Annotated in this window: 9 protein-coding genes; 5 read left to right on the top strand and 4 right to left on the bottom strand. The window is 58.0% G+C overall.

Annotation, left to right across the window (positions count from 1 at the left end):
* Positions 1-144: 144 nt before the first annotated feature.
* From NQ559_RS06830 to NQ559_RS06820, 3 genes are all read right to left on the bottom strand, one after another.
* On the bottom strand, positions 145-2,136 hold the full coding sequence (locus NQ559_RS06830; protein WP_018695553.1) for a M13 family metallopeptidase: 1,992 nt from the start codon (positions 2,134-2,136) through the stop codon (positions 145-147).
* A gap of 128 nt (positions 2,137-2,264) precedes the next feature.
* A complete protein-coding gene (locus NQ559_RS06825; RefSeq protein ID WP_018695554.1) occupies positions 2,265-3,527 on the bottom strand; it encodes a phosphoglycerate kinase in 1,263 nt (420 codons plus the stop codon).
* A 330-nt stretch (positions 3,528-3,857) separates the two neighbouring features.
* The gene (locus NQ559_RS06820) at positions 3,858-6,185 is read right to left on the bottom strand and encodes a patatin-like phospholipase family protein (RefSeq protein ID WP_018695555.1); all 2,328 of its coding nucleotides are present in this window, start codon (positions 6,183-6,185) and stop codon (positions 3,858-3,860) included.
* An 85-nt stretch (positions 6,186-6,270) separates the two neighbouring features.
* Between NQ559_RS06820 and pheS the strand changes: the two genes are divergently transcribed.
* Genes pheS through NQ559_RS06805 form a run of 3 tightly spaced genes read left to right on the top strand, consistent with a single transcriptional unit; the run spans position 6,271 to position 10,218 of the window.
* Entirely contained in the window at positions 6,271-7,296 is a 1,026-nt protein-coding gene (pheS, locus tag NQ559_RS06815) for a phenylalanine--tRNA ligase subunit alpha (RefSeq protein ID WP_018695556.1), read from the top strand.
* Between the two features lie 13 nt (positions 7,297-7,309).
* Entirely contained in the window at positions 7,310-9,088 is a 1,779-nt protein-coding gene (locus NQ559_RS06810) for a tetratricopeptide repeat protein (RefSeq protein WP_018695557.1), read from the top strand.
* 5 nt (positions 9,089-9,093) lie between these two features.
* Positions 9,094-10,218, top strand: a complete 1,125-nt coding sequence (locus NQ559_RS06805; protein ID WP_018695558.1) for a murein hydrolase activator EnvC family protein — start codon at positions 9,094-9,096, stop codon at positions 10,216-10,218.
* Between the two features lie 540 nt (positions 10,219-10,758).
* Here the strand turns inward: NQ559_RS06805 and NQ559_RS06800 are convergent.
* Complete coding sequence (locus NQ559_RS06800; protein ID WP_018695559.1) at positions 10,759-11,553, bottom strand: fibronectin type III domain-containing protein; 795 nt, start codon at positions 11,551-11,553, stop codon at positions 10,759-10,761.
* 370 nt (positions 11,554-11,923) lie between these two features.
* On the opposite strand from NQ559_RS06800, the gene ybeY reads away from it, so the two are divergent.
* Together ybeY and mnmG are read left to right on the top strand one after the other, a co-directional pair.
* Positions 11,924-12,358, top strand: a complete 435-nt coding sequence (gene ybeY, locus NQ559_RS06795) for an rRNA maturation RNase YbeY (RefSeq protein WP_026318308.1) — start codon at positions 11,924-11,926, stop codon at positions 12,356-12,358.
* On the top strand, positions 12,355-14,238 hold the full coding sequence (gene mnmG, locus NQ559_RS06790) for a tRNA uridine-5-carboxymethylaminomethyl(34) synthesis enzyme MnmG (RefSeq protein WP_018695561.1): 1,884 nt from the start codon (positions 12,355-12,357) through the stop codon (positions 14,236-14,238). Before ybeY ends, mnmG begins: the two co-directional genes overlap by 4 nt.
* Positions 14,239-14,380 lie beyond the last annotated feature (142 nt).

Here is a 14,380-nt window from a genome sequence, read left to right as displayed (position 1 = left end):
GCGACAAATATAACAACAATTTTTGAATATCAAAAAATATTTATCGTTTTTCGATATACTCGACATTACAACCCGCCCGGCAGGCAAACAAAAAGGCGGCCGGGATCACCCGGCCGCCGGCATATCGATCGGAACGGAACCCGCCTACCAGATAACCACGCGTTCCTCCTCCGGCATGAACATCTCCCCGTCGGTCATACTGAACGCATCGTAGAAATCCTGCAGGTTACGCAGCGTGGCGTTCACGCGCCATTTTCCCAGCGAGTGTACGTCGAGCTTCGTAAGGCGTGCGATCTCCTCGTCGCGGATATTCTGCGCCCACAGCGTAGCGTAAGCCAGGTAGAACCGCTGGTCGGCGGTGAATCCGTCGATCGGTGCGGGCTCGGTGCCGTTCAGCGAGTTACGGAATGCCGTATGGGAAACGCGCAGGCCGCCCTGGTCGGCGATATTCTCGCCCAAGCAGAGGGCTCCGTTGGCCATAATCGCAGGCTGGCCGTCCTTGGCGGGCAGCACCTCGATCGCGTCGAACTGTTTTACGAGGATGTCGGTCTTGGCCTTGAACGCAGCGGCGTCCTCTTCCGTCCACCAGTTGTTCATGTTGCCGTCCTTGTCGAAGTTGCGGCCCTGGTCGTCGAACCCGTGGGTCATCTCGTGGCCGATCACCACGCCGATGGCGCCGTAGTTCACGGCGTCGTCAGCCTCGGGGTTGTAGAACGGCGGCTGGAGGATGGCTGCCGGGAAGCAGATCTCGTTGGTCGTCGGGTTATAGTAGGCGTTCACCGTCTGGGGCGACATGTGCCACTCGTCCTTATCGACAGGCTTGCCGAGCTTCGAAATATTGTCGGCCGTATACCAGAGGCTGGCATTCACGATGTTCTCGAAATAGCTCTTCGAAGGGTCGATCGCCAGCGTCGAATAGTCCTTCCATTTGTCCGGGTAACCGATCTTCACCGTGAAGGCCGCCAGTTTTTCCTGAGCCTTGGCCTTCGTAGCGTCCGACATCCAGTCCAGCGCCGCGATATGCTGCCCGAGCGCCGTCTGCAGGTTCTTCACCAGTCCGAGCATGCGCTCCTTGTCCTTTGCGGGGAAATATTTGGCTACATACATCTCGCCCACGGCCTCGGAAAGGATGCCGTTGGGCACCGACATGGCACGCTTCCAGCGGGGTTTCATCTCCTGCTGGCCGGCCATCGCCTTGCCGTAGAAATCGAACGAAGCCTGCTGGAAATCGTCGCTCAGGTACGACGCGGCATCGTCCAGGTACTGCGCCGCGAGGTAGTAACGGATATCCTCCAGCGGGGCGTTCTTCATCAGGTCGTTGGCGTTGGCGATCGACGATTTCGTCGTCACGATGATCGTGTCGAAGTCGCCGATGCCCATGGCTTTGTAGTAAACGGGCCAGTCGATGGCGTCGTAGGTCTTCTCGAACTCGGCCTTCGCCGTGGGGTTGTACTGTGCCGGAATGTCGCGCAGCTCGGTATTCGACCACGACTTCTCGGCCAGCTTCGTCTCGATGTTCATCACCCCGGCAACAGCTTTCTCGATATCGGCTTCGGGGACTCCGCCCAGGCGGAAGAGCTTGCCCAGATACTCCTTGTAGGCCGTCCGGATATTCTCGTTCTCAGGGTCGAGGTAGTAATCGCGGTCGCCCATCATGATACCCGACTGCGAGATATAAAGGGCGTTGATATCGCTGTTCATCAGGTCGGCCTGCACACCCACCGAAAAGAACGGGTTGGCGATCGCGGTGTGTATCCTGGCCACTACGGGGGTCAGCTGCGAACGGTCGGAGATCGCAAGGATCCCGGCTACGGCATCCTTCACCGGAGCTGCGCCCTCGGCGTTCAGGCGCACCGAATCGAGCCCCATCTTATAGAGGTCGGAGATTTTCTGCTCGATGCTGCCGGGCTCGGCCTTCATCTTGGTCATCTCCGAGAAAAGCTCGTTGATACGCTTCTCGTTGTTGTCGCGCAGGATATCGAACGAACCGTAGCGCGAATATTCCGGTTTGAGGGGGTTGTTCTTCTGCCAGCCGCCCGTGGCGTACTCGTAGAAATCGGCGTTCGGGGCTACCGAAAGGTCGAAGTTGGCCAGGTCGATGGCCGGGGTTTTGGATGTATTCTGACAACTTGCCATACAAGCTATTGTTGCAGCGAAAAGAATGATTTTTTTCATTGTGTTCGGGTATTTTAGTGACGACAGGGGTGTCCGACCATGCCGGAACACCCCTTGTCTTTATTTCGGATCTGGATCGGAATGTCGGCTTATTTGCGGATCGCCGCCACGCCCGGGAGCTCTTTGCCCTCCATATACTCCAGCAGGGCGCCGCCGCCCGTCGAAACGTACGACACCTGATCCGCCAGGCCGAACTTGTTGATGCAGGCCACCGAATCGCCGCCGCCGATAAGCGAATAGGCTCCCTTCGAGGTAGCCTCGGCGATAGCCTCCGCCACGGCACGCGAACCGGTTGCGAACTTGTCGATTTCGAACACACCCACGGGGCCGTTCCAGAGGATCGTCTTGCACTTGAGTATCTCCTCGCGGAACACCTTCTTGCCTTCCTCGGCGATGTCGACGCCTTCCCAGCCGTCGGGAATGTTGTTGGCGGGGGCCACATCGGTGTTGGCATCGGCCGAGAATGCGTCGGCGATCAGCGCGTCGGGCGACATGACGACTTTCACACCCTTCTGCTTGGCTTTGGCCAGGATATCGAGTGCCGTCTGGAACTGGTCGGGCTCACAAATCGAATTGCCGACCTTACCGCCCTCCGCAGCCGCGAAGGTGTAGGTCATACCGCCGCCCAGAACGAGGACGTCCACCTTCTCCAGGAGGTTCTCGATGATGGTGATCTTGGTCGAAACCTTCGAACCGCCCAGGATGGCGCAGAACGGGCGCTGCGGGTTGAGCATGATGCCGTCGATGGCCTTCAGCTCGTTCTCCATCACATAACCGAACATCTTGTCGTTGGGGAAATAGTCGGCGATCAGCGCCGTCGAAGCGTGTGCGCGGTGCGCCGTACCGAACGCATCGTTGATGTAGCAATCGGCGTACGAAGCGAGTTTCTTGACGAACTCCTTCTGCGGGCCCTCTTTGAGCGCCTTCTTGGCTGCCTTCTTCTCCTCGTCGGTAGCGTCTTCGGCCAGGCCGCGGGGCTTGCCCTCCTCCTCGGCATAGAAACGCAGGTTCTCGAGCAGCATCACCTCGCCGGGCTTGAGGTTTGCAGCCATCTCGGCGGCCTTCTCGCCCATGCAGTCGCCGGCGAACATCACCTTCACGCCCAGGCGTTTCTCGATGGCGGGGACAATCTGCTCCAGCGAGAACTTGGGATCGGGATTCTTCTTGGGACGTCCCAGGTGCGACATCAGGATGACCGAGCCGCCCTTTTCGAGCACCTTCTTGATGGTGGGGATCGCCGCACGGATGCGGGTATCGTCCGTCACCTCGCCCTTCTCGTTGAGGGGCACGTTGAAATCCACGCGGATGATCGCGCGCTTGCCTTTGAAATCGTAATTGTCGATTGCGAACATAGCTCTTTGATTTTGAATTATTTTGTTGAATTGATCTTTCATCCGGTATTACCGGGGCAAATTTATGAAAATAATTTAAAAAAGTGTTATTCCGATAACAGAAAAAATAATGCAGCCCGCCGCGGCAAAGGCTCCGGAGTCCGCCCTCCAGCCCCGGGCAAACCCCTGCGGCCCGATCAGGCAACACCCTTATTCACGCCGCCGCTTATTCCGCCCCCCCCCGGAGCGTACGAAGGAACTGCGCAGCACGCCATAAAGCCGGACAGGAAGCCGCGGAACCGGATTGCGAACCACAAAAACCGCGCAGGAATCGCCCGCCGTCACAGCCCGCTAATAGAACGTCCCCTTGGGCGCGAAGATCGCATACCCGAAATTGAACGTCAGGTACATGTTCTTCCAGTTGCGCAGGTCATATTTGGTCAGGGCCAGGCTGACCGGGCCGATCGGCGTATGGTAGACCAGCGACGCCTCGGCGATATAGTGCCAGCGCTTATCTTCCACCGGGCCCGACACCCCGGGCACGAAACTGCGTTTCTCGCGGAACATGGCGTAGAAACCCGTGCGCAGGAAGAAGTTGTGCATCAGGTCGAAGGTGGGCATGATACCGCCCGCCGCGAACCGCCTGCCACGGAAGTCGGGCATGTAAATCATCTGCGCATGAGGCACCGGCTCATAGGCCGGCATCGACATCACCGTGGCTCCCTCGGTCGTGAACTCGGGGTGGTTCGTGATCACGCCGTCGACATTCAGCCCCAGCGAAAGCCAGCTGCAGCCCGGCATGTCGAAATACTTGTCCCACGTAAACCGTGCCCCGAACCACTGGCGGGGCGTCCGCGACAGGAACTTTTTCGCATCGAACGGCTCGTATTTATCGCGCCCCGTGACGAAGATGCCCGACAGTTTCAGGTCGGAACCCCGGCGGGGATAGAGGAACTTGTCGAGCGTATTGCGTGCCAGCTCGGCCTTGATCCCGAAGAACGAATAGCGCGAATGGTCGGTATCATCGGCGAAAAGCTCGTCGGAATCGTACCGGTAATTGACATGCCCGCCGTTGGCGCGGATCAGGAAGACGCCGCGGTGGGCGAGGGGCATCCCGGCAGCCACCGAGAAGAAACTTTCGCTGTTCTTGACCTGCCGCGTGTTGTCGATTTTGGTGACGTTGCCGAACGACCCGTGGCGGAAATTCCGCACGGCGAAATTATAGGAGTAGTCCAGGAAGATCGGCTTCCACGCATAGAAATCCGTGCGCCCGCCGATCGTACCCCACGTATAGATCGGCCCGAGGTAGAGGTCGGCGCCCAACTGCTGCCCCACGCGTCCGATCGTCTGGTAATTGACGCCGATGTAGGCCTGGTTGAAGGCCGTCGAGGAGACATTGCCGCCGATCGTGATCTTGAAATTGGGTTTGGTATGGAACTTCGCCCGGAACGAATAGCGTTCCTTCACGGTGTCGTATGCCACATGCGGGAAATCCATCGTGAAATCGCCGTCCGCAAGCACCGCATAGAGGTTGTCGCGCAGTTCGGAGAAGCCCATCGGGCGCTGGCGCCCGGGGGTACGGCGGTCTACCTTCACGAAGTCGCGGATATAGGCCTCGGGAGCCGGGGAGAGCCCTTCGAGTTTATAGTCGTTGAAGACCAGCGGCGGGCATTTGGCGCGGAACTCTTCGCGCCGCTCGGCATAGCGCTGGGGCGACCAGCGTTCGGAAACCCGCTCCAGGATCTGCGGCATGACGGCCATCGCATCCGCATACCCGGAGTCCATCACGGCCACCGCACTGTCGAAGTCGAGCATGTTGACATCCACCGCACGGCGTACCGTGACACTGCGTCCCTTGGGCAGGTCATAGTCCGTATCGTGCATCGCCAGCATGAAAGCCTGGTCGAGGATGTTGATGTCCTCGCCCGGCGGAGTGTTGCCCGCCGTGCAGATGCTGCCCACGATCAGGTCGGGACGGAACCCCACGTCGAGCGGCCGCCACGGGAAGTTGTCGTAAATACCGCCGTCGTACAGCAGCATCGAATCGACTTTCATCGGTTTGAACACCAGCGGGATGGACATCGACGAGCGCACGGCTTCGCACAGGTCGCCGTTGCGCATCACCACCGGTTCGCGGGCGTTCATATCGCTCGACACGCAGAGGAAAGGCACCATCAGACGGTCGAAGTCGCCGCCTGCGGCCGCCGAGGCCGGCGCGAACAGCTCCGTAAGCGCCATCTCGATCGGCGTCGAAGAAATCAGGTTCGTCACGCGGAAGCGTTTGCCCGAGCTTCCCAGGTTCAGGCGCACGCTGATAAACGACGGATTATGGCCGATCTGCCGGTAGTAGGGGGTATAGCGGGGGTCGATACGCCCCGACACCCACTCCTTGACCACGCCCGAAGCGACGATCTCGCGCATCTGGGCCGGGGAGTAGCCCGCGGCATACATGGCCGCGATGATCGAGCCCATCGAGGTGCCCGCCACGTAATCGATCGGCACGCCGTTCTCCTCGAGGGCTTCGAGCACGCCTATATGGTAGAGTCCCTTTGCGCCGCCGCCGCTCATCACGACGCCCACCGAGCGGGGACGTGCAGTCCCGTCGTCGGGGTTCTGCGCCCCGGCAGCCGTCGCAGCGAGCAACAGCACCGAGATAAATGAGAGGGTTTTACGCAACATATCTCAATTTTTTTATAACTTTGCACGTTATATATACCGTAATAAGACGGGTAAAAATACGGAAAAAAGCGTAAACAATCAAAATATGACCGACAAAATCAATGAACTTCTCCGACGTGTCGAAGAGTTCAAACCGAAGGCAGCGGCCGAGATCGAGGAGTTCCGCATCAAAGTGCTCGGCAAGAAGGGCGAACTGAACGCCCTGATGGAAGAGTTCAAGACGGTGGCCCCGGAGCTCAAGCGCGAAATGGGGCAGCAGCTCAACAAGCTCAAGGCCACCGCCCTCGACCGCATAAACGCCCTGCGCGAGCAACTGCAGGACGCGATCTCCGCCGACGGCGCCGCGACCGAAGACATGACCCGCCCCGGTTCGGCCGAGCAGTTGGGGTCGCGCCACCCGATCTCGATCGTCAAGAACCAGATCGTCGAGGTGTTCTCGCGGCTGGGCTACACCGTCGCCGACGGCCCCGAAATCGAGGATGACTGGCATGTCTTCTCGGCGCTCAATTTCCCGCCCGAACATCCGGCACGCGACATGCAGGACACGTTCTTCATCGAAAAGGATCCCGACATCCTGCTGCGCACGCATACCTCGTCGATCCAGGTACGCACCATGGAGCACCAGAAACCGCCCATCCGTGTCATCTGCCCCGGCTGCGTGTTCCGCAACGAAGCCATTTCGTACCGCGCGCACTGCATCTTCCACCAGATCGAGGGCCTCTACATCGACGAAGGGGTGTCGTTCGCCGACATGAAACAGTCGCTGCTCTACTTCGCCAAGGAGGTCTTCGGCGAGCAGGCCGTCATCCGCATGCGCCCGTCGTATTTCCCCTTTACCGAACCTTCGGCCGAGGTCGACGTATCGTGCAACCTCTGCGGGGGCAAGGGCTGCCCGGTGTGCAAGGGTACCGGCTGGCTCGAAATCATGGGCTGCGGCATGGTTGACCCCAACGTACTGCGGGCAAACGGCATAGACCCCGAAAAATACTCGGGCTTCGCCTTCGGCATGGGTATTGAACGCATCGCAATGCTCAAATACGGCGTGAAAGACCTGCGCCTCTATTTCGAGAACGACGTGCGTTTCCTCCACCAGTTCGACACGGCACTCTAAAACCACCGGGCCCATGAAACGTCTGACAGCGATCACGGTACTCTGCGTGCTCTTCCTTTCGGCATTCGCCGCCGGGAAAGGCCCCGCCGGCGCGCCCGGCTATCCCGATTCGCTGCGCAGCGTATGGCTGTATACGGAAGGCATCAAACAGAATGCCATCGCCCGCGATACCGTCCGGGCGCGGGAATTCTTCGTCGAGGCCATCCGCAACGACTCGACCTTCGCACCGGCCTATTACGAAATGGCCGCAAACGGCATGTATTCCACGCCCGACGAGGCGGTGGATCTGGCACGCACGGCCTTCCGGCTCGACACCGCCAACAAGTGGTACCACCAGTTCCTCGGGCAGGCACTCATCTATGCCCGCCGTTACGACGAGGCGCTGGCCGTCTACCGCCGCCTGCGCAGCGACGAGCCGCAGAACCCCGACAACTACCGGATTCTGGCCGCCCTCTACGAGCAGGCGCAGCAGCCCTTCTCGGCCATCGCCACGCTCGACTCGGCCGAGGTGCGCTTCGGGCGCATCCCGGTACTGAGCACCATGAAGCGGCAGCTGCTGGTCTCTACGCGCCAGATGGACAAGGCCGTCGAAGAGGCCGAGGCCATGGTCGAAGCGGTGCCTTACGAGGCCGAACACCACGTCGTGCTGGCCGACCTCTACGGCATTCTGGGCAAGGACTCGCTGGCAAAGGCCGAATACGACCGGGCATTGCAGATCGACTCGACCGACGTGGGGACGCTCATGTCGCTGGCCGATTTCTACAACGGCCGCCACGATTACCGGGCGGTGCTGGACGTTACGCAGCGGCTTTTCGAGTCGGACAAGATGCCGCTCGACACGAAGATCAAGCGTTTCGGGATCTTCACCTCCGACATGCGTTTCTACCGCGAATATTACCCCCAGCTCAATACGCTGGCCTCGACGCTTGCCGTCCGCTACCCGCAGGACAGGCGCGTCGTGGAACTTTATGCCAAACACCTGATCGCCTCGGGCGAGCTGGAACAGGCGCTCGCGCTCTACAAACTCCACCTCGACGACCAGCCGCCCGTCGAGGAGTATTTCCGTTCGGTGATAGACATCGAGAGCTATCTTCAGCATCCCGATTCGGTGAACCGCTATATCGGGCGCGCCCTGGAGCTCTTTCCCGGACAGGTCGATTTCCACCTCTCGAAAGGGCATACGCTGAATTATTCCAAACAATATCCCCAGGCGATCAAAGCCTACAAACAATCGCTGGGCTATGCCCGGACAGATTCGCTGCGCAGCGTGATCTGGGGATTTATCGGCGACACCTGGCACCAGAAAGCCACCGCCGGCGAACAGGACATCGACGACAATTTCGCCCGGGCTGTCCGAAAAGGTTCGTTCCGGGCGGATATGAAGCAGTGCTACAAAGCCTACGACCACAGCCTGCGCTACGATCCGGATAACGCCATGGTACTCAACAACTACGCCTATTTCCTCTCGCTCGAAGGGCGTGAACTCGAAAAGGCGCTCACGATGTCGAGCCGCGCCATCGCCCTCACGGACAACAACCCCACCTACCTGGACACCCATGCCTGGGTGCTCTTCAAGCTGGGACGCACGGCCGAGGCCAAGAAGGTGATGCAGCAGGCCATCGCCCTCGACGGGCAGGAGAGTGCGGCGCTGCTGGTTCATTACGGGGATATCCTGCATGCCATGGGCGAACAGTTCATGGCCGAAATATACTGGCGCAAGGGACTCGAAAAGGGCTACGACGCCGACCAGATCACCCGCCGCATGGAACAGGGCAAAGCCGAAAAAGAGTGACCGTGATGAAGCCCGCCCGCATACTGACCCTCCTTTTCCTGTTCGCCGCCTTTACCGCTGCGGCGCAGGGGGGCCGCGATGCCATCGAAGAGCAGAAACGGGTCATCGCCGCCCTGGAAAAGAGGATTGCCGACGAGGAACGCGCGATCTCGAAGATACAGGAAGGCCGCGCCGCCACCGAGGAACGGGTTCGCCGCCTGGCGCGCCAGCTCGACTCCCGCAACCAACTGCTCGAAGAGACCGAGAAGCAGGTGCGCCTGCTGCGCAAGGAGATATCCCGTACGGACAGCGTCGCCGGCGATCTCAGCTCGGCCCTGGAACGCAACCGTACGCAGTATGCCGAGATGGTACGCGAGGCCTACCGCAACTATAAGCACAACAATTACCTGACCTACATTTTCTCGTCGCGCGACTTCGCCGACGTCGCGAAAAAGATCACCAACCTGCGCGAGGTGGCTTCGATGCGCGAACGCAAACTGCACGACATCGCCGCACTTTCGGAACAGGTCGCCCGCGAGAAGGAGCTGCTCGACCGTCGCAAACGCTCGTTGGATTCGGTGACGCAGAACCTCACCGCCCAGAAACAGAAGCTCCAGCGCGATTCGCGCAACGCCCGGGCCAATATCCGCCAAATGTCGCAGAAGGAGAAACAGGCCCTGCAACGCAAACTGTCGCAGGAACAGCAACTCGACGTGGCCATCAGCGAGCTGCGCAAACTCACCAAAGGCAATACCGAGGGTGCGTCGTTCTCGACCAAGACCACGGGGCTGAGGCTTCCCGTCACGGCCGGTTCGGTAAAACGCTACAAGGAAAACATGGCCGAGATCGCCGGCCCCAAGGGTGCGCACGTCATTTCGATCTACGACGGAAAGGTCGTCGAAATCAAGCGCAACCGCATCACCAACAAATACGACGTTTTCGTGGCTCACGGCGAATATATAACCTCCTATGCCAACATGGGGTCGATCTGCGTCGAAAAGGGCCAGAAAGTGGCAAGAAACGAACAGTTGGGCACCATCGGCTCGTCGGTCAACATCATGACGATGGAAACCGAGTACAAACTGGTATTCGGCATCTACCCGCCGAACCCCGGCGAGAAGCTCCGCGCCGAAAACTGTTTCAAACGGTAAACCCCGGCGATAAACACCGAACCGGGAACCCTTCCGAACGATAAACACCGACAATAAATCCCGGATCGGAAACACTCCGAATGGCAAACTCCGGCAACACACACCGAACCGGAAACCCCTCCGGACGACAACCCCGGCATGAAGCTCCGCGCCGAAAACTGCTTCAAACGGTAAACCCCGACGATAAACACCGAACCGGAACCCCCTCCGAACGGTAACCCCGGCGACATACCGAAAACCGTTTCGGGCTACAGTCCCAGACGCCCACACTCGGGCGGGGACTGTTTCAGACGGCGCCCCCAACCCCGAACTGTTTCTGGCGGCGTTCCCGCTAAATACCGTTTCGGGCGAAGGATAATTCCCATCAAAAACTTCAGGCATCGGCGGGCAGAAATTCCTCATTAAACAGGCCAGCTCTCCCGTCGACCTTTTCCGGCTTGAAAAGACCTTGTATGCTGCCCAGCACCAAGCCTGGACAGGGCACAATAAGCGGGATCAGGCTTCTACCTGATCCCGCTTACCAATTATTCCGGAAAGTCGTCAGACCTCCGGCGAATCGAGGATAATCACCGGGTCGCCTATGTTGGCGGGGATTTCGACCCAAAACCAGTTCAGGTCGCCCGGTTTGTCGGCCGCATCCACGCCCACGACATAGTAGAAGAGCTTGTCGCCGGCCTTGAATCCGGCACCGTTGTTATTGAACTTGTGCTCGGCCGTGTCCATATAAACGCCCGGCACGTTCTCCTCGTAATCCAGCAGGATATACCCGATCAGCGTCTTTTCGTCATCATACCCTTCGCCGATAACATTCACCGTCTCGGTACTCGAATAAAAATGCGCACACTTGACATTGGCTTTGTTGGTGACACGCAACGTCCCCTTTCCGCCGACCGTCTCGTAAGAGAATTCGACATCGACCCACGGCGACGTCACGACGACCGGTTCGTCGGCTGTCGTCGTTGAAGCCTTCGCCGGATCCGAATCGGTATATCCCGGGTCGTTCCCGGCCAGCGCGACGACTTCGAGCGTATATTTCGTAGCGGGCTTGAGCCCCGAAAAAGAGACCTCCACGGCATCATACGAAGCTACTTCAGCCACGACGACCTCCTGTCCCCTTTCGGTCGCCAGCAGTTTATAGCCGAATGCCGCAGCATGTTCCACGGCTGTCCACGAAGCCGCGAACGACGTGGGTTTGACATCCTTGAAGACAATCTCGGGCGAAGCGAGTTTCACCGGCTGCGGATCGGGTTCGGGCCTTTTGTCGTCATCACACCCCGAAAACAACGCCACGGCAAAGAAAGCCGCAAGTGCGGTAAGCATTTTGAAGATTTTCATTTTTTGAGATTTTTGGTTAATACTTCGTGACAAGGCAAATATAACGGTTTTTTCCTTTCGTTATACCCTGCGGATATTTCATAACAAACAGTCAATCAGAATAATTATTAAGAAAAAATCCGTCCGCAACTCCCTGTGTATATCCCGATCGCAAATAAAAGTTACAATCCGTAACTAAAATCCCGATTTACCCGAAAAAATATATTTTTTCATTTTTACGGCACTTCCCGGCGGAGGAGGCCGATGCGGCTTCGGGACGCCCCCGGACAGCTGCAACGAGAAAAAGCCCTCCGGGGCGTTTTCATCTGCATTATTTTTGTACTTTTGCAAAGATTTACAGACTGATTACGGCCTCGGGCTGTCCTTAAACATGGCAATACGATACTATAACGACGATTGTACCTTCCGGCTGCCTCAGAAACGCCTGACGGCGGCATGGCTTCGCGCAGTGGCCGAAGCGGAAGGGTATACGCCGGGCGATGTGAGCTACATCTTCTGCTCGGCGCAACGGCTTCTGGAGATGAACCGCCAGTGGCTCGGGCACGACTATTTCACCGACGTCATTACGTTCGATTACAGCGACCGCAAAGGCGCCCGCATAATCTCGGGCGACATCTTCATCGACGTCGAGACCGTCGCCGACAATGCCCGGCAATACGGCTGCACGACGCTCCAGGAAATGCGCAGGGTCATCGTACACGGCGTGCTGCACCTCTGCGGGCAGGGTGACAAGACGCCCCGCACCAATGCACAGATGCACCGCAAGGAGGATAAATACCTCAAATTCTGGGAGGCGGCACAATGACACTCGAATACGATATAATCGTCATCGGCGGCGGACATGCCGGCTGCGAAGCGGCCTCTGCCGCCGCACGCCTGGGGTCGCGCACGCTGCTGCTCACCATGGACATGGCCAAGATGGCTTCCATGTCGTGCAACCCGGCCGTCGGGGGAGTAGCCAAAGGTCAGATAGTCAGAGAAATAGATGCTTTGGGAGGACAGATGGGACGCATTACCGACCTCACCGCGATCCAGTTTCGGATGCTCAACCGTTCGAAGGGCGCAGCCATGTGGAGCCCCCGTGCGCAATGCGACAAAACCCGTTTCTCGGAGGAGTGGCGCCATACGCTCGAAAACACGCTCAACCTCTATATCTGGCAGGACGCCGCCACCGAGCTGCTGTTCGACACCTCGGCAACCAAACCGCGCGTGACAGGCGTGCGGACGCGCATGGGCATCGAATTCGCCTGCAAGGCCGTCATACTTACCGCCGGTACGTTCCTCGACGGGCTGATGCACTGCGGCACATCGCACGCCGAGGGCGGCAGGGCAGGGGACGCCGCTTCGCACGGGATCACGGAGTCCCTGCGCGCAATCGGATTCGAAACCGGGCGTATGAAAACCGGTACGCCCGCACGCCTCGATGCCCGCACGATCGACTTCGAAATACTCGAACCGCAATACGGGGACGAAAAACCATCCAAATTTTCATTTTCCCCTGATACACAACCTGTTAAATACCAGCTTCCTTGTTTTCTGGTCTACACGTCGGCCGAGGTGCACGACATCCTGCGCACAGGGTTCGACCGCTCGCCGCTGTTCAACGGGACGATAACGGGAATCGGGCCGCGCTACTGCCCGAGCATCGAAGACAAACTGCGTACATTCGCCGACAAAGACCAGCACCAGCTCTTCCTCGAACCCGAAGGACGCAGCACCAACGAATACTACCTCAACGGTTTTTCTTCGTCACTGCCCTGGGAAATACAGTTGGAAGCACTGCATAAAATCCGGGGATTCGAAGACCTCCACATCTATCGCCCGGGCTATGCCATCGAATACGACTATTTTCCACCCACACAATTGCACCATTCGCTCGAAACGAAACTCGTTTCCGCCCTTTATTTCGCCGGGCAGGTCAACGGGACGACCGGATACGAAGAGGCCGCAGCCCAGGGGTTGATGGCCGGGATCAATGCACACCGGATGCTGAAAGGGGAGGAGGCCGTCGTATTGCAGCGCGACGAAGCCTATATCGGAGTGCTGATAGACGACCTTGTGACCAAAGGGGTGGACGAACCCTACCGCATGTTCACCTCGCGTGCAGAATACCGCATCCTGCTCCGGCAGGACAATGCGGACATTCGGCTTACTCCTATCGGATATAAAATCGGGCTTATTACCCAAAAAAGATACGACTATTTCGTCAAAAAAAATACGCTCGTAGAATCGCTTATTTCTTTCGCTCGCCAACAGAGTATCAAAGCAGCCGAAATTAACGACTATTTAAAAGCAATAAATTCCGAACCTTTATCACAGGGAAGGAAGCTTTACGACATACTAATGCGGAATAATGTTTCGTTCGATTCGTTGCAAGCCGTCCTGCCGAAGCTCCGAAAATTCATCGAAACGAACCGGATGGAGGAAGAGGTGATCGAAGAGGCAGAAATCCAAATCAAATATAAAGGATATATTGAACGCGAAAAATTCATTGCAGAAAAACTACATCGGCTCGAAAACATACGGATTCCTGTGGATTTCGACTTTCACTCGATGAATTCCCTGACTATCGAGGCCCGGCAAAAACTGTCCCGAATCCGTCCTGAAAACATCGGGCAAGCCTCGCGCATACCCGGAGTTTCACCCGCAGACGTAAATGTTCTCTTGGTAAAATTCGGAAGATAGGGTAATATTCCACGTGGAACCTATCAACCCACAACCTCCCGAAATAATTAAATCACGAGATTCTGTAAAGATTATCACTTCTATATTCTTCCCGAACAACCACCAAAGAAGACATGTTCCACGTGGAACATATATACAAAAC

It is taken from the genome of Alistipes onderdonkii, from assembly GCF_025145285.1.
Classification (GTDB): Bacteria; Bacteroidota; Bacteroidia; order Bacteroidales; family Rikenellaceae; genus Alistipes; species Alistipes onderdonkii.
Note: the sequence above shows the minus strand (reverse complement) of the source record. Positions and strands in the feature narration are given on the sequence as shown.